The organism is Promicromonospora sp. NPDC050249, assembly GCF_040656015.1.
GTDB lineage: Bacteria > Actinomycetota > Actinomycetes > Actinomycetales > Cellulomonadaceae > Promicromonospora.
In genome coordinates this window covers 113,830-134,141 of record NZ_JBFAKY010000015.1, presented here as the reverse complement: position 1 = coordinate 134,141, position 20,312 = coordinate 113,830, and the positions used below count along the sequence as shown (strand labels likewise).

The 20,312-nt window shown below is 73.1% G+C and carries 19 protein-coding genes; 13 read left to right on the top strand and 6 right to left on the bottom strand.

Annotation, left to right across the window (positions count from 1 at the left end; translation table 11 throughout):
• Nucleotides 1-45 precede the first annotated feature (45 nt).
• From AB0I32_RS14570 to ccsB, 5 genes are read left to right on the top strand one after another with little or no spacing between them, the layout of a single operon-like run.
• Nucleotides 46-690 carry a histidine phosphatase family protein gene (locus AB0I32_RS14570; protein WP_357507084.1) on the top strand — a complete coding sequence of 215 codons (645 nt, stop codon included), beginning with the start codon at nt 46-48 and terminating at the stop codon, nt 688-690.
• Entirely contained in the window at nt 690-1,286 is a 597-nt protein-coding gene (locus AB0I32_RS14565; protein ID WP_357507128.1) for a TlpA disulfide reductase family protein, read from the top strand. Before AB0I32_RS14570 ends, AB0I32_RS14565 begins: the two co-directional genes overlap by 1 nt.
• Entirely contained in the window at nt 1,286-2,119 is an 834-nt protein-coding gene (locus AB0I32_RS14560) for a cytochrome c biogenesis protein CcdA (RefSeq protein ID WP_357507082.1), read from the top strand. The genes AB0I32_RS14565 and AB0I32_RS14560 overlap by 1 nt, the downstream gene beginning before the upstream one ends.
• The gene (locus AB0I32_RS14555; RefSeq protein WP_357507080.1) at nt 2,119-3,924 is read left to right on the top strand and encodes a cytochrome c biogenesis protein ResB; all 1,806 of its coding nucleotides are present in this window, start codon (nt 2,119-2,121) and stop codon (nt 3,922-3,924) included. Before AB0I32_RS14560 ends, AB0I32_RS14555 begins: the two co-directional genes overlap by 1 nt.
• Nucleotides 3,925-3,926: 2 nt before the next feature.
• Nucleotides 3,927-4,907: a c-type cytochrome biogenesis protein CcsB gene (ccsB, locus tag AB0I32_RS14550; RefSeq protein WP_357507078.1), complete on the top strand. Its 981-nt coding sequence runs from the start codon at nt 3,927-3,929 to the stop codon at nt 4,905-4,907.
• Nucleotides 4,908-5,025: 118 nt separating this feature from the next.
• Here the strand turns inward: ccsB and AB0I32_RS14545 are convergent, their stop codons facing one another.
• The gene (locus AB0I32_RS14545; protein WP_357507076.1) at nt 5,026-5,442 is read right to left on the bottom strand and encodes a PLDc N-terminal domain-containing protein; all 417 of its coding nucleotides are present in this window, start codon (nt 5,440-5,442) and stop codon (nt 5,026-5,028) included.
• A 33-nt stretch (nt 5,443-5,475) separates the two neighbouring features.
• Entirely contained in the window at nt 5,476-5,937 is a 462-nt protein-coding gene (locus AB0I32_RS14540) for a PLD nuclease N-terminal domain-containing protein (RefSeq protein ID WP_357507075.1), read from the bottom strand.
• Between the two features lie 94 nt (nt 5,938-6,031).
• Here AB0I32_RS14540 and AB0I32_RS14535 point away from each other — a divergent pair, with 94 nt between their 5' ends.
• Complete coding sequence (locus AB0I32_RS14535) at nt 6,032-6,313, top strand: DUF4229 domain-containing protein (RefSeq protein WP_357507073.1); 282 nt, start codon at nt 6,032-6,034, stop codon at nt 6,311-6,313.
• Nucleotides 6,314-6,346: 33 nt separating this feature from the next.
• On the opposite strand, the gene AB0I32_RS14530 is transcribed toward AB0I32_RS14535, so the two are convergent.
• Both AB0I32_RS14530 and AB0I32_RS14525 read right to left on the bottom strand, forming a co-directional pair.
• On the bottom strand, nt 6,347-7,216 hold the full coding sequence (locus tag AB0I32_RS14530; protein WP_357507071.1) for a 1,4-dihydroxy-2-naphthoate polyprenyltransferase: 870 nt from the start codon (nt 7,214-7,216) through the stop codon (nt 6,347-6,349).
• A 115-nt stretch (nt 7,217-7,331) separates the two neighbouring features.
• Nucleotides 7,332-8,627, bottom strand: a complete 1,296-nt coding sequence (locus AB0I32_RS14525; RefSeq protein WP_357507069.1) for an AMP-binding protein — start codon at nt 8,625-8,627, stop codon at nt 7,332-7,334.
• A gap of 114 nt (nt 8,628-8,741) precedes the next feature.
• Here AB0I32_RS14525 and AB0I32_RS14520 point away from each other — a divergent pair, with 114 nt between their 5' ends.
• The 3 genes from AB0I32_RS14520 to AB0I32_RS14510 all read left to right on the top strand — a co-directional run bounded on the left by AB0I32_RS14520 (nt 8,742) and on the right by AB0I32_RS14510 (nt 12,763).
• A complete protein-coding gene (locus AB0I32_RS14520) occupies nt 8,742-9,821 on the top strand; it encodes a DUF3048 domain-containing protein (RefSeq protein ID WP_357507067.1) in 1,080 nt (359 codons plus the stop codon).
• A gap of 145 nt (nt 9,822-9,966) precedes the next feature.
• Nucleotides 9,967-11,121, top strand: coding sequence for a DUF1611 domain-containing protein (locus tag AB0I32_RS14515; RefSeq protein WP_357507065.1), 1,155 nt, complete (start codon nt 9,967-9,969; stop codon nt 11,119-11,121).
• Nucleotides 11,108-12,763, top strand: coding sequence for an ABC transporter ATP-binding protein (locus tag AB0I32_RS14510; RefSeq protein WP_357507064.1), 1,656 nt, complete (start codon nt 11,108-11,110; stop codon nt 12,761-12,763). Before AB0I32_RS14515 ends, AB0I32_RS14510 begins: the two co-directional genes overlap by 14 nt.
• A 315-nt stretch (nt 12,764-13,078) precedes the next feature.
• On the opposite strand, the gene AB0I32_RS14505 is transcribed toward AB0I32_RS14510, so the two are convergent.
• A complete protein-coding gene (locus tag AB0I32_RS14505) occupies nt 13,079-14,032 on the bottom strand; it encodes a 1,4-dihydroxy-2-naphthoyl-CoA synthase (RefSeq protein WP_357507062.1) in 954 nt (317 codons plus the stop codon).
• 72 nt (nt 14,033-14,104) lie between these two features.
• Here AB0I32_RS14505 and AB0I32_RS14500 point away from each other — a divergent pair, with 72 nt between their 5' ends.
• Nucleotides 14,105-14,707 (top strand): gamma carbonic anhydrase family protein, encoded by a 603-nt coding sequence (locus tag AB0I32_RS14500; protein ID WP_357507060.1) that lies wholly within the window; start codon nt 14,105-14,107, stop codon nt 14,705-14,707.
• A 12-nt stretch (nt 14,708-14,719) separates the two neighbouring features.
• Here the strand turns inward: AB0I32_RS14500 and AB0I32_RS14495 are convergent, their stop codons facing one another.
• A complete protein-coding gene (locus tag AB0I32_RS14495; protein ID WP_357507058.1) occupies nt 14,720-15,667 on the bottom strand; it encodes an EamA family transporter in 948 nt (315 codons plus the stop codon).
• A 104-nt stretch (nt 15,668-15,771) separates the two neighbouring features.
• Between AB0I32_RS14495 and AB0I32_RS14490 the strand changes: the two genes are divergently transcribed.
• The 3 genes from AB0I32_RS14490 to AB0I32_RS14480 all read left to right on the top strand — a co-directional run bounded on the left by AB0I32_RS14490 (nt 15,772) and on the right by AB0I32_RS14480 (nt 20,207).
• Nucleotides 15,772-16,752: an o-succinylbenzoate synthase gene (locus AB0I32_RS14490; protein WP_357507057.1), complete on the top strand. Its 981-nt coding sequence runs from the start codon at nt 15,772-15,774 to the stop codon at nt 16,750-16,752.
• The gene (gene menD / locus AB0I32_RS14485) at nt 16,749-18,539 is read left to right on the top strand and encodes a 2-succinyl-5-enolpyruvyl-6-hydroxy-3-cyclohexene-1-carboxylic-acid synthase (RefSeq protein WP_357507055.1); all 1,791 of its coding nucleotides are present in this window, start codon (nt 16,749-16,751) and stop codon (nt 18,537-18,539) included. The genes AB0I32_RS14490 and menD overlap by 4 nt, the downstream gene beginning before the upstream one ends.
• Nucleotides 18,540-18,623: 84 nt before the next feature.
• Nucleotides 18,624-20,207 carry a trypsin-like peptidase domain-containing protein gene (locus AB0I32_RS14480; protein ID WP_357507053.1) on the top strand — a complete coding sequence of 528 codons (1,584 nt, stop codon included), beginning with the start codon at nt 18,624-18,626 and terminating at the stop codon, nt 20,205-20,207.
• Nucleotides 20,208-20,312 lie beyond the last annotated feature (105 nt).

Genomic DNA, 20,312 nt, shown 5'->3' with positions numbered 1-20,312 from the left:
TCCCGAGGTCACCGGCACCCAGGGTCGGGTGCGAGACTGGGCGCCATGGTTTCCACGACGGTTCACCTGCTGCGTCACGGCGAGGTGTACAACCCCGACGGTGTCCTGTACGGGCGGCTGCCCGGCTACCGCCTCTCCGACCGTGGCCAGGCGATGGCGAAGATCGTCGCCGACCACCTCACCAGCACCGGTCACGACGTGATCCGGGTGGTGTCCTCCCCGCTGCAGCGCGCACAGGAGACCGCCGCTCCCGTCGCGCAGGGGTTCGGGCTGGAGCTCGCAACGGACGACCGCATCATCGAGGCAGGCAACCGGTTCCAGGGTCTGCCCGTCGGCGACGGCGGGGGTGCGCTCAAGAGCCCGCGCAACTGGCCGTACATGTGGAACCCGTTCCGCCCGTCCTGGGGCGAGCCCTACACGCAGCAGGTCGAGCGCATGCGCAGCGCCGTCGAGGACGCGCGCCTGGCGGCGGAGGGCCACGAGATCGTGCTGGTCAGCCACCAGCTTCCCGTATGGCTCACCCGCCGGTCGTTCGAGGGCGGCCAGCTCTGGCACGACCCGCGCCACCGCCAGTGCAACCTGGCCTCGCTCACGTCCCTGCACTTCGAGGACGACCGGTTCGTGGGCCTGCACTACACGGAGCCCGCCGCGGAGCTCTACGACGGCGCGAGCAAGGTCGCCGGAGCGTGATGCGGGGAAAGACCTTCAGGGTCGTGCAGTGGATAGTGGCGGTCGGCATAGTCATCGGCCTGGTGGCCGCCCTCGCCGGGTGCTCGCCCGAGGAGTCCGGCGCGAACGACGTCGTCGGGCAGGGGTACGTGTCCGGGGACGGGTCGGTGCAGACGTACGACGTCGGGGACCGCAAGGGTCCCGTCGCCATCGAGGGCACCGATTTCGAGGGCAAGGACGTCGACACCGCCGACTGGGCGGGCTCCGTCGTGGTCGTGAACACCTGGTATGCCTCATGCGCCCCGTGCCGCGCCGAGGCGCCCGACCTCGTGGACCTCGCCTCCTCGAAGGAGGGCGTGCAGTTCCTCGGCATCAACACGGAGGACGACGCCGGTGCCGCCCAGGCGTTCCAGCGCACCTTCGAGGTGCCCTACCCGAGTGTCGAGGACCGCAGCGGTGCCGTGATCGCGGGCCTGTCCGGCGTCGTGCCGCTGCAGGCCGTGCCGTCCACCGTGATCCTGGACCAGGAGGGCTACGTGGCCGCGCGGGTCGTCGGCCAGGCCGAGGGCTCGACGCTCGAGGCGCTGATCGACGACGTCCTGGCGGAGGCCGCCTGATGCTCCTCGGCAGCCCTGTCAGCGCCGCCGCGACCGCCGTTGGCGACGGGCTCGCGGTCACCGCGTTCAGCGGTTCGCTGCTGCTGGCGGTGCCCGTGGCGATGCTGGCGGGCCTCGTGTCGTTCGCCTCGCCGTGCGTGCTGCCGCTCGTGCCCGGGTACCTCGGCTACGTGAGCGGCATGGCCGCCGCCTCGATGAACGCGACCGCCGAGTCCGGCGGGACCGGCGGGGCCGTGACCACGCGCGTCAAGCCGGCCCGCTCCCGCGTCGTCGGCGGCGTGGCCCTGTTCGTGCTCGGTTTCACCGTCGTGTTCGTCTCGTTCGGCGCGGCGTTCGGCGGCCTCGGCAGCTACCTGGTGCGCTGGGAGGACGTCATCACCCGCGTGCTCGGCGCGGTGGTCGTCCTGCTCGGCCTCGGCTTCCTCGGCGCCGTCCCGTTCCTGCAGCGCGAGGCCCGGTTCCACGTGACACCGCGCGCCGGCCTCTGGGGTGCGCCGTTGCTCGGCGTCGTGTTCGGCCTGGGCTGGACGCCCTGCATCGGCCCCACCCTCGGTGCCGTGCAGGTGCTCGCGATCGACGAGGCATCGGCGGGCCGCGGCGCGCTGCTCGGCGTCGCGTACTGCATAGGCCTTGGCGTGCCGTTCCTGCTGGTCGCCCTCGGGCTGGGGAGCTCGGAGCGCATGATGGACTTCCTGCGCCGGCACCGCCTCGCGGCGCTGCGGCTCGGCGGCGGGCTGCTGGTGCTGGTCGGGCTGCTGCTGGTCACGGGGCTGTGGACGCGCCTCACCGGCGCCATGCAGCTCTGGATCGGCGGATTCGAGACGGTGATCTGATGGCCAGGCGTACGGGTGGGGACGGCACCTACGTTCCCGAGGGGATCGCGGACGAGTTCACGCAGGGCGAGCCCGCGCGGGGTGGACCGGCCGAGGGCGGGCCGGCGTCCGGCGAGCAGGGGCAGAAGCCGAGCCGGCCCACCGCGCCCGCGCTGGGCCTGGTGGGCACGCTGCGCTGGATGTGGCGCCAGCTCACGTCGATGCGCGTGGCGCTCATGCTGCTCATGCTGCTCGCCGTCGCGGCGGTGCCGGGGTCGGTGCTCCCGCAGCGCAACCAGAACGCGGCAGGCGTCATCGAGTACCTCGCCGACCATCCGACGGCGGGGGAGTGGCTCGACAAGGCCGGGTTCTTCGACGTCTACTCGTCGGTCTGGTTCTCCGCGATCTACATCCTGCTGTTCGTCTCGCTGGTGGGCTGCATCCTGCCGCGGTCGATGGCGCACTACCGCGCGCTGCGCGGCCGCCCGCCGCGCGTGCCGTCCCGGTTCAGCCGGTTCCCGGCCAAGGCCTCCGGGACCACCACCGTCTCCCCGGAGGAGGCCGCCGACGCCGTCGCCGCCCGGCTGCGCGGCACGATCTCCTGGCTGCCCACGTTCCGTGTGGACCGTGGTGAGGAGGCCGCCCGCGGCGCTGCGCGACCGGCGTCGGCCACCGTGAGCGCCGAGCGCGGCTACCTGCGCGAGACCGGGAACCTGATCTTCCACCTGGCCCTGGTCGGGCTGCTCGTGTCGGTGGCGACGGGCCAGCTGCTGCACTACCGCGGCCAGGCGATAGTCACCGAGGGCCGCGGGTTCGCGAACGCCGTCGTCGACTACGACACCTTCGAGAAGGGCGCCTGGTTCCGGCCGGAGTCGCTGGTGCCGTTCTCCATGACGCTCGACCGGTTCGAGTCGGAGTTCGCGAGCGACACTGTGGCCTTCGCGCAGGCGCGTGACTTCACGGCGCACGTGACGGTGACCGAGCCCTCCGGCGAGCAGCGGCCGGAGACCGTGAAGGTCAACCACCCGCTCGTCGTCGACGGGGCCAAGATCTACCTGCAGGGCAACGGCTTCGCGCCGGACATCACGGTGCGCGACGCCGAGGGCGAGGTCGCCTTCGCGGGCCGCGTGACGTTCATCCCGCAGGACACCATGTACACGTCCCGCGGCGTGGTGAAGGTGCCGGACGTCGCCCCCGGGCTCGACCAGATCGGGCTCGTGGGCTACTTCCTGCCGACCGCCGAGGTCGATCCGGACGGGTCCGCCCGCTCGGCGTTCCCGCAGCCCGTCGACCCGCTGCTCGTGCTCGAGGTGTACACGGGCGACCTGGGGCTGGACGACGGCTCCCCGCAGAACGTGTACGAGCTCGACACGGCGTCGCTCACCCCCGCTCTCGACGAGAACGGGGAGCGGGTCAAGGTGCTGGCCCGGCCCGGCCAGACCGTCGACCTGCCGGACGGGCTCGGCACCCTGACCCTCGGCGACGAGCTGCCCCGCTACGTGGCGCTCGACCTTCGGCACGACCCGTCACTCGGGTTCGTGCTCGTGTTCGCCCTGCTCGCGCTCGGTGGGCTCACCGTCTCGCTCTTCACGCCCCGACGGCGGGTCTGGGCGCGGGCGTACGTCGCCCAGGATGGGGCTACCGTGGTCGAGGTCGCGGGGCTTGCCCGCGGGGACGACGCCGGCCTGCAGGCCGAGGTCGACCGCGCGCTGGCCGCGGTGCCAGGGGTGGCCGAGCCCGCCGCGGCATCACCTGCCGAGACCTCGCTGGACGCACCTCGACAGGCTCAGGAACCGCGTGTCGAGACCGGATCGGAAAAGGACTGAACATGGAGCTGGCAAACCTCAGTGTGCTGCTCGTCTGGGGCGCGGCGACGGCCCTCGCCGTCGCGCTCGTCGCGTTCGCCGTGGACCTGTCGCGCCTGTCGGGCGCCAAGGTCGACGCGCGGGACGCGGCCAGGAGCCGGGAGAAGGTCGCGGTCGCCGACGCCGGTTCCGAGGTGGTCTCGCCGTACGGACCTGACACCGCCGCCGAGGATCGCGGGCCGGTGAACCGCAGGCTCGCCCAGGTCGGCATGTCGGTGACCTGGCTCGCGGCGGCGATGCTGCTCGCCGCGATCGTCCTGCGCGGGATCGCCGCCGGCCGCGCGCCGTGGGCCAACATGTACGAGTTCACGCTGGTCGGCACCTTCGTCGCCGTCGCGGTGTTCGCCGGGGTCAACGTCCGGCGCGACGTGCGGTTCCTCGGCGCCTTCGTGAGCGGGCTCGGCGTCCTGTTCCTCGTGCTGGCGCAGCAGCAGTTCTTCGTCGCGGCGATGGGCGTGCAGCCCGCGCTGCAGAAGTACTGGCTCGTGATCCACGTCGGCGTCGCCATCTGCGCGACGGGCATCTTCACCGTCGCGTTCGTGACGTCGGTGCTGCAGCTCCTGCGGGACGGCCGGGACAACGGCTCGGTGCTGCTCGGTAGCCGGCACTGGGGCTGGCTCGACCACACGCCGGCGCCGTCGGCCCTTGAGTCGCTCTCGTTCCGGCTCAACTCGGTGGCGTTCGTGCTCTGGACCTTCACGCTCATCGGCGGCGCCATCTGGGCCGAGGACGCCTGGGGCCGCTACTGGGGCTGGGACCCCAAGGAGGTCTGGAGCTTCATCGTGTGGGTGGTCTACGCGGCCTACCTGCACGCGCGCACGACGCGCGGCTGGTCCGGAACCCGCGCGGCCTGGTTCGTCGTGGCCGGCTACGCGTGCGTGCTGTTCAACTTCACCGGCGTGAACCTGGTCTTCAACGGGAAGCACTCGTACTCGGGCCTGTAGGGCTCCGCGAAGTAGAGCGGGCGTCCGGACACACGCTCTGTCTCGGCCATCGACTGGTCGCGAGATAGAGCGAGTGTCCGGACGCCCGCTCTACTTCGGCGTCAGGACGGCGGTCGGGTCAGTCGGTGTGGGCCGAGCCGTTCTCGGCGTCGTCGCCCTTGGCGTCGCGGGTCCCGCGCGCCTCCCGCTCCCGCTTGCGCTTCTCCTGCTCGAGGCGCCAGAGGAACTCGGGGTCGTCGTCAGGGGCGACGGGGGCGGCGGGACGGCGCGGGCCGGGTGCCCGCGGGGACGGCGTCGGACGGCTGCCGCCACCGTTCGGACCGCCGCCGGGCGCCGAAGGGCCCGCACCCGACCGGCGGGCCGCGACGCGCACGACTATCCAGGAGATCGCGCCCAGCAGGGGCAGGAGCACGATCAGGAGCACCCAGAGCCAGCGGGGCAGCCCGCGGCGTTCGTCCTCGTCAGAGCCCCAGACGTCGGCCAGGGCGTACGCCGCGAGTCCGACGACGACCAGGATCAGGAGGATGTTTCGCATCCCCCCAGCCTACGGCGGGACGGCGGGGATGGGTCAGCCCTCGACGTGACCTTCGCCGCGTTGCCGCCCGTCCGCGTCCGCGTCGGTGGGCGCGTCCGTGGGCGCGGCGTCGCCGGTGCGACCGGTTCCCTCGCGGGCCTCGCGCTCCCGCTTGCGCTTGGCCTGTTCCATCAGCCAGATGAACTCGGGGTCGTCCTCGGGCGCGAGGGGCGCTGTGTCCTGCTCCCAGGAGCGCACGCGGCGCTCGTACCGGGCGGGCTCCGGCTGGCCGGCCGGGAACCCGGTGACCTGCTGGCCGGAGCTCCTCCGGCGGCGTCGTGCGGTGTTGCTCACCACCAGCCACGCGATGGAGCCCGCCAGCGGTAGGAACACGATGGCGACTATCCAGAAGCCCTTCTGGATACCGCCGAGGTCTTCTTCCTCCGACTGGATGACGTCGACCAGCGCGTAGACGACGAGCGCGAGGTACAGGAGGAAGAAGACGAGCTTGGGCATGGGCTGGAGCCTAACGGGACGCGTGCCGGCGGCGCCCGGCCGAGCGGGTGATTTCGTGGCCGGGTGTGACCAGGGCCCGCCTTACGATGGGAGGGTGCCTCTCCTGACCTACACGCTGCTCCGCCTCGCGCTGTTCGGCGCGACCCTCGGCCTGCTCTACCTGGTCGGTCTGCGGGGCTGGCTGCTCCCGACGGTGGCGGTAGTGGTGGCGCTGGCGCTCTCGTACCTGACCTTGACGAAGCCGCGCGACGCCGCGACGCGGTGGATCGCCGCACGGACGGACCGCCGTGCCGCCGAGCGCGCGGTCTTCCCGAAGGCCGACGCCGACGCGGCCCACGAGGACGCAGAGGTCGACAAGAAGCTGCAGGCCGACTGACCCGTCCGTCCGACCCGTCCGTCCCGTGAAGGGTCAGATCGACAGGCCGAGCCAGAGCAGCAGGCCGTAGCCCAGCTCGTACAGGCCGGTACCGGCCAGGACCGGGATCAGCAGCTTGCCGCGGGCCCCGGCGAGCACCGGGAGGGTCAGCAGGATGGCCGGCCCGAACAGCAGCAGCACGACGAGCGACCACGGCGCCCAGAACGCGCACACCACACCGAGCAGCACCGGTATCCACAGCATCGCCACGTACGCCCGGCGGGCCTTGTGGTCGCCGAGCCGCACGGCCAGGGTCCGCTTGCCGGCCAGCACGTCCGTCGGGATGTCGCGCAGGTTGTTGACCATGAGCAGCGCACACGCGATGAGGCCCACCCCGACCGCGCCGAGCACCGCCGGCCAGGTGATGCGGTCGGCCTGCGTGTACGTGGTGCCGAGCACCGCGACCAGGCCGAAGAAGACGAACACGGCGATCTCGCCGAGTCCCCGGTACCCGTACGGCTTCTTGCCGCCCGTGTAGTACCAGGCCGCGGCCACGCACACCGCGCCGACCGCGAGCAGCCACCAGTGGCCCGAGACCGCGCTCAGTGCCAGGCCGAGCAGGCCGGCGACGCCGAACGAGGCGAAGGCGGCGCGCTTCACGGTGCCGGGGGCCGCGGCGCCGGAGGCCGTGAGCCGCATGGGCCCCACCCGGTCGAGGTCGGTCCCGCGGACGCCGTCGGAGTAGTCGTTGGCGTAGTTGACGCCGACCTGCAGGGCCAGGGCGACCCCCAGCGCGAGCAACGCGGGCAGCCACGCGGAGGCGTCCACCTGCGCGGCCGCGCCGGTACCCACCATGACCGGTGCCGCCGCCGCCGGCAGCGTGCGGGGCCGGGCCCCGGAGATCCACTCGGCGGCAGTCGCCATCAGCGTGTCCTTCGTTCGTGAGGTGTGACCAGCATCTGTGGACAACGAGGTCCGTGTTCACCAGGTTCGACGTACCAGGTCCGGGCCCGTTCGAGGCCCTGGCGGTGGAACGAAGTCATGGTCGCACGGGTTCCCGGGCAGCCTCCCGCTCGGCCCGCACGACGGCGTCCCGCACCGCCCGGCGGTCCGTCTTGCCGGGGCCGCGGGTCGGCAGTGCGTCCGTGACGTACACGCGGCGCGGCGCGGCGGGGGCACCTAGCCGCTGCCCGACGGCGGAGCGCAGCCCGACGAGCAGCTCATCGCCGCCGTCGGCCAGGCCAGGGACCGGACCGTCCGGCGGTCCCTGGGCGGTGGACGTCCGGCCGGCAGGCCCGGTCGCGACGACGGCGACGACCGCCTGGCCCCACTCGGCGTCGGGCACGCCGACGACGCACGCCTCACCAGGGGTGCCGAGCCCCGCGAGGTGTTCGGCTATGGCGTCCTCGACGGCCGCCGGAGCGACGTTGACGCCGCCCGTGAGGATCACGTCGTCCACCCGGCCGAGGATCGTGAGCCGGCCGTCGTCCAGGCGACCCAGGTCGGAGGTGCGGAACCAGCGGACGCCGTCCGGGTCGGTGCGGAAGGCCGCGGCGGTGGCTTGGGGATCGCCCACGTAGCCCTCGGCGAGCATCGGGCCGGACAGCTCGACGATGCCCGTCCCCGGCTCCGCCCCCGGGGCGGCCCCGGCCAGGCGGACCCGCACGCCGCCGAGCGGGACGCCGTCGTACACACAGCCGCCGCTCGTCTCGGACATGCCGTAGGTGGTGACGACGCGGACGCCGACGGCCCGGGCGGCGGCGAGCAGGGGCGCCGGCGCGGCGGCACCGCCGACGAGCACCGCGTCGAACCGGGCGAGGGCGTCGAGCCCTGCGCTGTCGCCGTCGTCGGCCGCTGTGACCAGGCGGTGCAGCTGGGTGGGGACCAGCGAGACGTAGGCGCGACGGCCGCGCGCCAGGCGGTCGGCGAAGCCGGTGGCGACTGCCGCGAACCCCGCGGCGGTGAAGCGGTCGAGCGTGTCCTGGTACAGCGCGCCGCCCGCCATGAGGGACCGGGTGATGACCTGGACCCCGGCGACGTGGGTGGGCGGGAGCACGAGCAGCCAGCTTCCGGGACCGCCGAGCCGCTCGTGCGTGGCATCTGCCGAGGCCCGCAGGGCCTGGGCGCTCAGCGCCACCTCGCGCGGGTTTCCCGTGGAACCGGAGGTCCGCAGCACGAGCGCGGTGCCGGGCGGCGCGCCGACGTCGGACAGGCGGGGCTGCGGGGCGTACGCCGGGCCGCCGTCGAGGGCGACCCGGACGGCGCGGACGACGCTGCGCACAGGGTCGGGCAGCGGGCCGGTCACAGCGCCGGGCAGAGGGTCGGTCGAGGCCACCTCACGAGCGTAAGCGTGCGTCGAGGGTGCCGGACTATGGTGTAGGTAGGGTGTGCGCCACGCAGGAAGCCTCCGGGTACGGCCCGGGGGCCGAATCCTGGCGGAGGAGATCGCATGACGAGGCGCTGGACGGTGGCCGTGCGGGGCACGGCGGTGGCCCTGGCAACAGTGCTGGGGCTGGCCGGCTGCGGCCTCGGCAGCCCCGACGAACCGGTCCCGACGCCCACCACGACCGTCGAGGCCCCGGTCCGGGGCGACCGGAGCGGGCCGCCGAAACCGGACGAGCCGATCGTGTGGCCGCTCACCGGTGTGGAGACCAGGCAGGTCGCGCGGCGTCCGGCGGTGTCGGTGAAGGTCGAGAACGCCGTGGAGGCGCGCCCGCAGCGCGGCCTCGTCGAGGCCGACATCGTCTGGGAAGAGGTGGTGGAGGGCGGCATCACGCGGTTCGTCGCGACCTACCACTCGAACATCCCGGCCGCCGTCGAACCCGTGCGCTCCGTGCGGCCGATGGACCCCGCGATCGTCGCGCCGCTGGACGGCATCCTGGCCTTCTCGGGCGGGCAGGGCCCGTTCATCGCCGCGGTGGAGCGGCTGGGCACCCAGGCGATCATCATGGACGACGGCGACGGCGGCTTCAGCCGGGACCCCGCCCGGGCGGCGCCCCACAACGTGATCGGGCGGATCTCTTCGTTCATCGCGCAGTCCGACGGCAAGCGGACGACCCCGCCGCCCCCGCAGTTCGAGTACGCGCGCGAGGTGGGCAAGGGCTCGGCGCCGCGGGCGGGCAAGCCCGCGCAGGTGGTCGACGTCCGGCTGTCCCGCGTGCAGCGGACCGTGTGGACGTGGGACCGCAAGAACAAGAGGTATCTGCGCAGCGAGGGTTCTGCGAGCTCGGTCGCGGTGGACGGCCGGCGGCACGCGGCGCGGAACGTGCTCGTGCTGTCCACCGAGGTGTTCAACACCAAGTGGAAGGACCCGGCGGGCGCCCCGGTGCCGGAGCACCGGCTCGCGGGCCAGAGCGGTACGGGCACGCTGGTCTCCATGGGGCACCGCGTCACGGTGCGCTGGTCGAAGCAGCACCACAAGGCGCCGATTGTGCTCAAGACCCTCGACGGCAAGGAGGCGGAGCTCGACCCGGGCAACACCTGGATCGAGCTGGTCCCGAGGGGTTCGGGCAGCTGGACCGTGCGGTGACCTGACCTGCCTTGACCTGTGCCAGGTGGCGCCGGCGGGTGCCCGATGAGAGACCTTTCATCCGGGTCTCATGACCGGTTCATACCGGCCGAGTTGAGTGACGGTGTTGCACCTCAGCGTCCCTCGACCAGAAAGCGTGGCCGTCATGAGCATCCTCGACACGACCCCCGACCTGCGCGGCTACACCTCGCCCGAACCGCTCGTCCGCCGTCTGCTGCGGGCCAAGAAGGCCTACTCGACGCGGTTCGTCGCCGCCGCGATCGAGCAGGATCCCGCCGCCTTCGACCTGATCACCGACCCGGCGCGGGCGCCGCGGGCCGGCGACGTCGTCCTGGCCAGGGTGGTGACCATCGGCCAGCACAAGCGGCTCGAGTCACCGGAGTCACGCCGCCAGATCCTGTTCGAGGGCGACGAGATCGTCGTGGCCTACGGGTCGCGCTACGCCGCCGACCAGTTCCTCGCCGTCATCCCGGAGGACCTCGGTGAGTGCCACCTCGCGGCCGCCGGCGGGCTCGCGTCGCGCGTCGTCGACCAGCACGCGGCGATCGACGACGCGACGGTGATCGAGCCGATCGGGCTGCTCTCCAGCGCCAACCGGGTGGTCAACCTGGCGAGGTTCGCGCCACACCGGGTGCGTGCGGCGGCGCTGGCCGGCGGCTCCGCGGCGCGGGTTCCCGTCGTCGCGGTGGTCGGCACGTCCATGAACTCCGGCAAGTCCACGACGCTGGCGTGCCTCGCCCGCGGTCTCACCGCGGCCGGCCTCACCGTCCACGCGGGCAAGGCGACCGGAACGGGTGCGGGCAACGATGCGCACCTCTACACCGACGCGGGCGCGGCTCGTGTGGTCGACTTCACCGACTTCGGTTTCCCCAGCACGTTCGGCCTGTCCTTCGAGGAGGTCCGGGACGTGTTCGCGACCATGACGGACGTGCTGGCGTCCCCGACCGGGCACGGCGCCCCCGACGTCGTCCTGATCGAGATCGCCGACGGCATCTTCCAGGGCGACACGAGCCGCCTCCTCACCGACGACGCCTTCCGTTCCGTGGTCGGCCGCGTGGTGTTCGCCGCCGGGGACGCGCTCGGCGCGAGCGGCGGGACAGCGGCGCTCCGGGCGCTGGGCTGCGAGCCGTCGGTGGTGTCCGGGGTGCTCACCGCCTCGCCGCTCGCCACCGCGGAGGCCCGCGCCGCGCTCGACGTCGGCGTCGTGCCCACCTTCGACCTGTGCCGGCCGTCCGTGGCGCTCGCTGCCGCAGGCCTCGCTCCCGCTGGGCAGGCCCCGGGCGGACATGCCGTCGCGTGAGCCTCAGCCGGGCCAGCTCCCGAAGATCTACACCGGGGGACGGCGCGGCTGGGTGATCGGCCTGGTCGCCCTGGGCCTCGGCCAGGCCGCGCTCGGTGCGGTCAGCGCGTGGACCCTCACGCAGCTCCGTGCGGGCAGCCCGTGGCCCATGGCGGTCGTGATCGTCAGCATCGTCGCGGCCGCCGTGGCGCTCGGCGGGCTGCGCGTGGAGGAGCGGATCGCCGCCGAGCGGCTCGGCCAGGACTACGTGCGGGACGTACGCCGTGACCTGGTCCAGGCCGAGCTCACCCCGGGCAGCCGCACGCACATCGGGATCACGGTCGCCCGGACCACCAACGATCTCTCCAGCGTGCGCAACTGGGTGTCGCAGGGCGTCGGACCACTCGCCGCAGGGATCCCGCTGATCCTCGGCTCGGTCGTGGGCCTCACCATCATCGACCCGTTCCTCGGTATCGGGTTCCTGTTCCCGCTCGGTGTGCTCGCCGCGGTCATGGTGCCCTGGGCGCGGACGGCGTACGTGAGGTCGCGCAGCCTGCGGCGGGCCCGCGGGCGCATGGCCACGCGGATCGCCGACACCGTAGGCGCCGCACAGGGGATCATCGCGGCGCGTGGCGCCGGCCGCGAGCTCGGCCACATCGACTCCGCCTCGGACGTCGTCGTCGACCGGGCGGTCGACCGGTCCGCGATCGTCGGCCTCATCCGGGCCGGCGGCGCCGTGGCGGCGATGCTGGCCACGCTGGCCGTGGCCGCCATCGGCGTCCTCCGCGGCATCGACCCCGCCGTCACGATGGCCGCCATGGCGATAGCGGGCATCGCGTCGACGCCGATCATCGACATCGGCCGGATCGTCGAGTACCGCCAGACCTACCTGGCCGCCTGTGCGGTCCTGAGCCCGGCGCTCGCCGACGCCGCACGCCGGCGTGCCGAGTACGACCAGGTCCGCGACGCCGCGTCGTCGGCCCCCGTGCCGGACGGCGCGGACGAACCCGGCCTGGTGCACGTCGCGGTCCAGGGGCTCACCCCTGAGCCCTTGCGGGGGAACGTCGGCGCCCGGATCCGGCTGACCGGCGACGACCCAGGGGCGCCGCTACGCCTGATGCGCCGGGTCGTCGGGCTCGACGCGACCCCGCCGGGCGTCGCCGACGAGATCTGGGTGGGCGGCGAGAACCTGCGGGCCGTCGCTCCGGCGCGCGGTCGCGCGCTTGTGGGGCTCGCCACGAGGGGCACGGTCTTCGAGCGTGGATCGCTGCGGCGTGCGCTGCGCTACCGGCGCCCCGACCTCGACGAGGAGACCGCCGTCGCAGCTTTCGAGGCGGTCGGCCTCTCCGTCGACCGGTTCCCCGACGGGCTGCGCACCGTGCTGCGCTCCGGCGGGGAGCCGCTGACCACCGACGAACGGGCACGGCTCGCGCTTGCCCGCGCGATCTACGGCGAGCCGCCGCTGCTCCTGGTCGCCGACCTCGACCGCGACCTGGACCAGGAGGGGCGTGCCCGGCTGGAGCACATCCTGGAGGGCTACCCGGGTGTTGTCGTGCTCACCGGGTCCGACGAGCTGGCGCGGGTGCTGGGCGCCGAGGAGTTCCGGGTCGAGGCGGCGCCGGTCCTGGTCGCTCCGGACGGGCGTGCACCGGACGACGACTGAGGCCGGCGCACCCTCTTGGGCCGGCGCACCCCTGAGGCTGGCGTACCCCTGAGGCTGGCGCGGCCTCGCGGTGAGGTGTGGCCGCCCGCCGAACCGCAGGTTGCGCGTCGTCCGCTGCCCACAGCGTCGCCGAACCGCAAGAAACGGGCCAAGTTCGAGGCCGAACCGCAAGGTGCACGTCGATCCGGTGTCGGATGGACGTGCACCTTGCGGTTCGGGACCGACGACGACGTGTGCCTTGCGGTTCGGCGCCGACGACGAGGGGGAACTTTCGGTTCGGCGTCGGCCGTACCGCGCGCCGTCAGGAGTAGTACGTCAGTAGTAGTACGGGAACGCCGACCAGTCCGGGTCGCGGCGCTCCAGGAACGCCTCCTTGCCCTCGACCGCCTCGTCCGTCATGTACGCGAGCCGCGTCGCCTCGCCGGCGAACACCTGCTGGCCGGCGATGCCGTCGTCGGCGGCGTTGAACGCGAACTTCAGCATCCGGATGGCCTGCGGCGACTTGCCCGCGATGATCTTCGCGTACTCCAGCGCCAGCCCTTCCAGGTCCTCGTGCTCGGCGACCTCGTTGACGGAGCCCCAGCGCTCGGCGTCCTCGGCGGAGTACTCGCGGGCGAGGAAGAAGACCTCGCGGGCGCGCTTCTGTCCGATCTGGCGTGCGAAGTAGGCGGAGCCGTACCCGGCGTCGAACGAGCCGACGTCGGCGTCGGTCTGCTTGAACTTGCCGTGCTCGCGGCAGGCGACGGTGAGGTCGGCGACGACATGCAGGGAGTGCCCGCCGCCGGCGGCCCAGCCGTCCACCACCGCGATGACCACCTTGGGCATGGTCCGCATGAGGCGCTGCACCTCGAGGATGTGCAGGCGGCCGGCCTTGGCCGGGTCGATCGAGTCGGCGTTCTCACCCTCCGCGTAGCGGTAGCCGTCCCGGCCGCGGATGCGCTGGTCACCGCCGCTGCAGAACGCCCAGCCGCCGTCCTTGGGGGAGGGGCCGTTGCCGGTCAGCAGCACCGTGCCGACGTCGGAGGACATGCGCGCGTGGTCCATGACCCGGTACAGCTCGTCCACGCTGTGCGGGCGGAACGCGTTGCGGACCTCGGGGCGGTCGAACGCGATGCGGACCACGGGCAGGTCGCGCGGCTCGGGGCCGGTGCGGTCGACGCCGCGGTGGTACGTGAGGTCGGTCAGGTCCTCGAAGCCGGCGACCGTGCGCCAGCGCTGCGGGTCGAACGTCTCGGAGACCTGTTGGGGGAGTTCGGTGCTCGTGGTCACGCGAGCAAGCCTAGTTCGGGGCCGCGCAGGGCGCGGCAGCCTCTATCGTGGCCGCGACGAGAGGACCCTCACATGCTCATCCGCCATCGCGGCCTCGAACCCTCCATCGACCCGTCGGCCTACGTCGCCCCGTCCGCGACCCTCGTCGGCGACGTCCGCATCGCTGCCGGCGCGAGGATCCTGCACGGCGCGGTGCTCACCGCCGAGGACGGCGCCGTGCTCATCGGCGCGGACACCGTGGTCATGGAGAACGCGCTCGTGCGCGGGCGCAAGGGGCATCCGGCAGAGATCGGGTCAGCGGTGATGATCGGCCCGCACGCCCACGTCAACGGCAGCACCGTCGAGGACGAGGCGTTCATCGCGACCGGCGCCGCGGTGTTCCCTGGCAGCGTCATCGGTGCGGGCGCCGAGGTGCGTATCCACGGCGTGGTGCAGGTCAACACGGTGGTGGCCCCTGGCGCGGTGGTACCGATCGGCTGGGTCGCGGTGGGCGACCCGGCAACCATCCTGCCGCCGGAGAAGCACGACGAGATCTGGGCGATCCAGCGCGAGCTCGACTTCCCCGGCACCGTGTACGGGATCGACAGAGACGTCTCGATGCGCGAGCTGATGCGCCGCCAGTCGGACTACTACGGCGCGCACCGTGACGACGCGCCTGTGGACGGGACCGCGTAGCGATCCAGGTCTTCAGTCCCGGCGGTCCAGGTCCTGGGTAGCTGCGAGGTCCTCCGGCCGGATCTCGGGGCGCGAGCCGCGTGTGGCGCCCACCGAGGCGATGACCACGCACAGCACCGCGATCCATTGCGACCAGTGCAGCAGCTCCTGGAGCACGACGAGGCCGATGAGGGCCGCCATGGCTGGTTCGAGGCTCATCAGGATGCCGAAGACGCGCGGCGGCATCGTGCGCAGCGCCTCCAGGTCCAGCGAGTACGGGACCACCGACGACAACAGCGCCAGGCCGAGCCCTGCGGCCAGGACCCACGGCTGGACGAGCGCCGCTCCGCTGTCGACCACGCCGATGGGCACCGCCACCAGCGCCGCGACGATCATGCCAAGAGCCAGGCCGTTGCCTTCGGTGGTGTGGCGGCCCAGCGCCGCGCTGACCACGATGTACAGGCCCCAGCACGCCCCCGCGGCGAGGGCGAACAACACGCCGATGAGGTTGACCTCGCCGCCTCCGCCCATGAGCAGGACGACGCCGGCTGCCGCGAGCGCCGCCCAGAGCGCGTCCAGCCAGCGCCTCGACCCGATGAGGGCCACCGTCAGCGGCCCGAGGAACTCGATGGTGACCGCGATTCCCAGCGGGAGCCGGTCCAGCGCCAGGTAGAAGCACAGGTTCATCAGGCCGAGGGTGAGGCCGTAGGCGACCACCACCATCCATGCGCGACGACTCATGCGCGGGGAGGGTCGCCACAGGAGCATCAGGATCACCGCGGCGAAGAACAATCGCAGTGCCACCGTCCCGAAGCTGCCCACCTCGCTGAACAGCTGCTTCGCCAGCGCAGAGCCGAGCTGGACGCTGACGATGCCGAGCAGGACCAGGGCCGTCGGCGGAACCCCGCCGAGGCCACGTCCGACCAGACCGGTCAGGGAGGGCCGGGGCGCCGGGCCGCGTCGAACACTGTCATCGTTCATGGGGGCCACACCTGGAGTATCGACGACCGCGGAGCCGGGCAACACGGCATTTCGCCACACCCGGACGAGACGAAGTAGGCACGCAGGTCGTTAGCCTGGGCCCTGTGCTGCTGATCGGTGAGCCCGTCGTCTGGTCCACGCCCCTCCGGACCCGCTTCCGCGGGATCGACGTACGCGACGGCATCCTCCTGCGCGGGCCTGCCGGCTGGGGCGAGCTGTCGCCGTTCTGGGACTACGACGACGCGGAGTCCGCGACCTGGCTGCGCGCCGCGCACGAGGCGGCCTTCGTCGGCTGGCCCGAACCCGTCCGGCAGAGCGTGCCGGTCAACGTGACGGTCCCCGCCGTCGGGCCGGAACGGGCCCGGGAGATCGTCCTCGCGTCCGGCGGCTGCCGCACCGCCAAGGTCAAGGTCGCCCAGCGCGGGCCCGACGGGACGCTCGAACCCGTGTCCGCCGAGGTCGAACGGGTAGCGGCGGTCCGGGAGGCCCTCGGGCCCGACGGCGCCATCCGGGTCGACGCCAACGCCGCCTGGACCCCCTCCGATGCCCTCGCCCACCTGGCCGAGATCGACCGGGCGGCCGGCGGGCTCGAGTACGTGGAACAGCCCTGCGCCACCGTGGAGGAGCTGGCCCTCGTGCGCCGCAAGCAGGACGTGCCCGTCGCTGCCGACGAGTCCATCCGCCGCGCGTCCGACCCCCTGCGGGTGGTGCGCGAGGAGGCCGCCGACATCGTCGTCCTCAAGGTCCAGCCTCTCGGCGGCGTCCGCGCCTGCCTGGAGCTCGCCGAACAGGTCGGACTGCCGGTGGTCGTCTCGTCGGCGCTGGAGAGCTCGGTGGGGCTCGCCGCCGGGGTCGCCCTCGCCGCCGCCCTCCCCGAGCTGCCCTACGCCTGTGGGCTCGCGACGTCCCAGCTCCTGGTGCACGACGTCGTCGCCGAGCCGCTGCTGCCGGTCGACGGCGCACTCCCCGTCCGCCGCCCCGAACCCTCGCCGCAGGCGCTCGCGGTCGCGGCGGCCGACCACCCGACCGCCGAGCGCTGGCTCGCGCGGTACCACCGACTGACCCGGATCCTGGAGGACGCATGACGATCCCGCCCGCCGTCACCGCCGCCCGCGCACTGGTTGCCGACCTGGTCAGCCGGGGTGTGGCTGACGTAGTGCTCGCACCAGGCTCGCGCAGCGCGCCCCTCGCCTACGCGGTGGCGGAGGCCGCCGACGCCGGCCGCGTCACGCTGCACGTCCGGATCGACGAGCGGGCGGCGGGATTCCTCGCGCTCGGTCTGTCGAAGGGTGCGGAGGGTGCGCCGGTCGCCGTGGTCACGACGTCGGGGACCGCCGTCGCGAACCTGCACCCGGCAGTGCTGGAGGCGAGCCACACCGGGCTGCCGCTGATCCTGCTCACCGCCGACCGGCCGCACGAGCTGCGCGGTACCGGGGCGTCACAGACGACCGACCAGGTGGGCATCTTCGGTTCGGCGGTGCGGTTCGCCGTGGACGTCCCGGCGCCGTCGGGCGGTCAGGGAGCGGCAGGGGAACCGGAAGCCGAGCCGGGCGTCGCGACTGCGGAGGAGCTCCGCGACCTGCGGAGCATCACGGGGCGCGCGGTCAGCGCGGCCCTCGGGTTCCGGTCGGGACATCCCGGGCCCGTGCACCTCAACCTGGCGTTCCGGGACCCGCTGACGCCGTCGGCCCCGCTGCCCGGGCTGCCCGCGGACACCGCGCAGGAGGGCTACCCCAGGCCCGACCCGCCGCTCGTCGTGCCCGCCATGCTGCAGCACGTCGCGTCGCCCGCGCTGCCCGGCGACCCGGCGCACACGGTCGTCGTGGCGGGTGACGGCGCGGGCACCGATGCCAGGCAGCTCGCGGAGGTGCAGGGCTGGCCGCTGTTCGCGGAGCCGTCGTCGGGCGCGACCGGCGGGCCCAACTCCGTCGCGGCCTACCGGGCGCTGCTCGGGTCCGAGGATCTCGCCGGGAGCATCGAGCAGGTGGTGGTCCTCGGCCGGCCGACGCTCTCGCGGCCGATCCAGCGGCTCCTCGGCCGCCCCGACGTGACCGTCACCGTCGTCGCGCCGGGTGCCGGCCCATGGCCCGACGCCGCCCGCAACGCCGCCGTGGTGCTGCCGGGCGTGTCGCCCGCCTGGTTCGAGACGTCCACCCCGCCGCCGTCCGCGTTCCTGGAGCGCTGGCGTGCCGCCGGGGCGCAGGCTTCCAAGGTGCTCGACGACGTGACCTCCGACGAGGCGGTCCTCGGCGGACCGACCGCGCTCTCCGTGGCCCGCGCGGTCGCCGCCGTGCTCGGGCCGGACGACCTCCTGGTGGTCGGCTCGTCCAACCCCGTGCGGGACCTGGAGCTGGTGCTCGGCCTCGACGGCCCCGGCCCGGCGGTCCTTGCCAACCGCGGGCTCGCGGGTATCGACGGCACGGTGTCGACGGCGGTCGGCGTCGCGCTCGCCGCCGCCCGCCGTGGTCTGCGGACCCGAGCCCTCCTGGGCGATCTCACGTTCCTGCACGACGTCGGCGGCCTGCTCCGTGGACCGGACGAGACCCCGGTGGACCTCGAGATAGTGGTGGTGAACGACGACGGCGGCTCGATCTTCGCGACGCTGGAGCACGGCGCGCTCGCCACGACCAGCAACGCGGCGAACGCCACGTTCGAGCGGGTCTTCGGGACGCCGCACGGGTCGAACCTGGCGCAGCTGTGCGCGGGGTACGGCGTGGACCACCAGCTGGTGAAGGACGTGCCGACCCTGCGCCACGCGCTGCAGGCGCCCAGTCACGGGATCCAGGTGATCGAGGTGCGGGTGCCGCGTGCGGACCGCCAGACGGAGTCCACCGAGCTGGCGCGCCGCATCGTGGCCGCCGTCCGGGAGTGAGGACTCGCAGCAAACTCACAGACTCGTCCAAGGCTGGAGCAAGGATCGGGGTGTCAACTGGTTCTGACTTCAAGGAGGGTCACGATGACCGACGAGAACAGCACCACTCCGCAGCCGGACCAGCAGCCGCACGTGCCACAGCCCACAGAGCAGCTGCCGCCCGCGACGCCGCCGACTCAGCAGCTGCCGGCCGCCGCGCCGGTGCCTGCGCCCGCACCGGCACCTGCGCCGGCACCGGCACCGGCGCCTGCACCGGCCCAGAACGCGGCGACTGAGCAGTCCTCGAACGCCGCGCAGCCCTCGCACCCCGCACAGCCGTCGCACCCCGTGCCCACGCAGAGCCCGGCGCCCACGCAGAGCCCGGCCTCCGGGTACGTCAACCCCTATGCGGTCCCGGCAACGGTGACGACGTCGGGCGGGACGACGACGAAGAACCGCGCCTGGGTTCCCGTGGTCAGCGCAGCGGCGGCCGCTGCCCTGCTGGCCAGCCTGGGTACGGCGGGCGCCATCTCGCTCACGGACGGCTCTGGCGGCGCTGCCTCCCTGGCCGACGTGGGGCAGACGACCAGCCAGAACGTGCCGGTGAAGAACTCGACGGTCCAGAACCCGGACTGGACCTCCGTCACCTCCGCTGTGCAGGAGTCGGTGGTCGCGATCCAGGTGGAGAGCCAGGGCGGTGGCGCGGAGGGATCCGGCGTCGTGCTGGACTCCGAGGGCCATGTCCTGACCAACAACCACGTGGTCGCCGGGGCGGAGACCGTGCAGGTCACGCTCAGCGACGGCCGCGTGTACGAGGCCGACATCGTCGGGACCGACCCGACCACCGACCTCGCCGTCGTGCAGCTGACCGACCCGCCGTCGGACCTCAGGCCCGCCAAGTTCGCGGACTCGTCGGACGTCGTGGTGGGGGAGCCCGTGATGGCGCTCGGCAACCCGCTGGGTCTGGCGAACACCGCCACGACGGGCATCGTGTCCGCACTGGACCGCCCCGTCACGGCCAGCGCCGAGGACGGGTCGGACCAGGTGGTCACCAACGCCATCCAGATCGACGCCGCGGTGAACCCTGGTAACTCGGGCGGGCCGCTCTTCAACGCGTCGGGCGAGGTCATCGGCATCACGTCCTCGATCGCCACGCTGTCGAGCGGGATGTCGTCGGGCGGCTCCGGATCGATCGGCCTCGGGTTCGCGATCCCGTCGAACCAGGCGACGCAGATCGGCGACCAGCTCAAGGCCGACGGCACCGCCGAGCACGCCTTCCTCGGTGTCTCGCTCCAGGACGCCACGGCCACCGCCGACGACGTCACCCGGCGCGGCGCGGGCGTCGTCGAGGTCACGCCGGACTCGCCGGCCGGCAAGGCAGGCATCCAGCAGGGCGACGTGATCGTCGCGATCGACGGTGCCCCGGTGAACGGCTCGGCGTCCCTCACGGCGTTCGTCCGGGAGAAGGTGGCCGGGGACGAGTCGGTGCTGACCGTGGTGCGCGACGGCAACACCCAGGAGATCACCGTGACGCTCGCGGTCAAGGAGGAGTCGGCGACCCAGGACCAGGGTCAGCAGAACCAGGGCCAGCAGGGCCAGCAGGCGCCGGACTCGGGCTCCGGATCGGACCAGAGCGCGCCGAACAACATCCCCGACTGGATGCAGGAGTGGTTCGGCAACCAGGGCTGACCTCTCCGCCGAGACAGAACTCTGGCGAAGCAGAACTGGGGCGAAGTGGAACGCGAGCCGGCGTTCTACTTCGCCCCAGTTCTACTTCGCCAGAGTGCCACTTCG

Coding starts and splice junctions, on each gene's coding strand:
- AB0I32_RS14570 (WP_357507084.1), top strand. CDS start 46: ATGGTTTCCACGACGGTTCACCTGCTGCGTCACGGCGAGGTGTACAAC.
- AB0I32_RS14565 (WP_357507128.1), top strand. CDS start 690: ATGCGGGGAAAGACCTTCAGGGTCGTGCAGTGGATAGTGGCGGTCGGC.
- AB0I32_RS14560 (WP_357507082.1), top strand. CDS start 1,286: ATGCTCCTCGGCAGCCCTGTCAGCGCCGCCGCGACCGCCGTTGGCGAC.
- AB0I32_RS14555 (WP_357507080.1), top strand. CDS start 2,119: ATGGCCAGGCGTACGGGTGGGGACGGCACCTACGTTCCCGAGGGGATC.
- ccsB (WP_357507078.1), top strand. CDS start 3,927: ATGGAGCTGGCAAACCTCAGTGTGCTGCTCGTCTGGGGCGCGGCGACG.
- AB0I32_RS14545 (WP_357507076.1), bottom strand. CDS start 5,442: ATGCGAAACATCCTCCTGATCCTGGTCGTCGTCGGACTCGCGGCGTAC.
- AB0I32_RS14540 (WP_357507075.1), bottom strand. CDS start 5,937: ATGCCCAAGCTCGTCTTCTTCCTCCTGTACCTCGCGCTCGTCGTCTAC.
- AB0I32_RS14530 (WP_357507071.1), bottom strand. CDS start 7,216: ATGGCGACTGCCGCCGAGTGGATCTCCGGGGCCCGGCCCCGCACGCTG.
- AB0I32_RS14520 (WP_357507067.1), top strand. CDS start 8,742: ATGACGAGGCGCTGGACGGTGGCCGTGCGGGGCACGGCGGTGGCCCTG.
- AB0I32_RS14515 (WP_357507065.1), top strand. CDS start 9,967: ATGAGCATCCTCGACACGACCCCCGACCTGCGCGGCTACACCTCGCCC.
- AB0I32_RS14510 (WP_357507064.1), top strand. CDS start 11,108: ATGCCGTCGCGTGAGCCTCAGCCGGGCCAGCTCCCGAAGATCTACACC.
- AB0I32_RS14500 (WP_357507060.1), top strand. CDS start 14,105: ATGCTCATCCGCCATCGCGGCCTCGAACCCTCCATCGACCCGTCGGCC.
- AB0I32_RS14495 (WP_357507058.1), bottom strand. CDS start 15,667: ATGAACGATGACAGTGTTCGACGCGGCCCGGCGCCCCGGCCCTCCCTG.
- menD (WP_357507055.1), top strand. CDS start 16,749: ATGACGATCCCGCCCGCCGTCACCGCCGCCCGCGCACTGGTTGCCGAC.
- AB0I32_RS14480 (WP_357507053.1), top strand. CDS start 18,624: ATGACCGACGAGAACAGCACCACTCCGCAGCCGGACCAGCAGCCGCAC.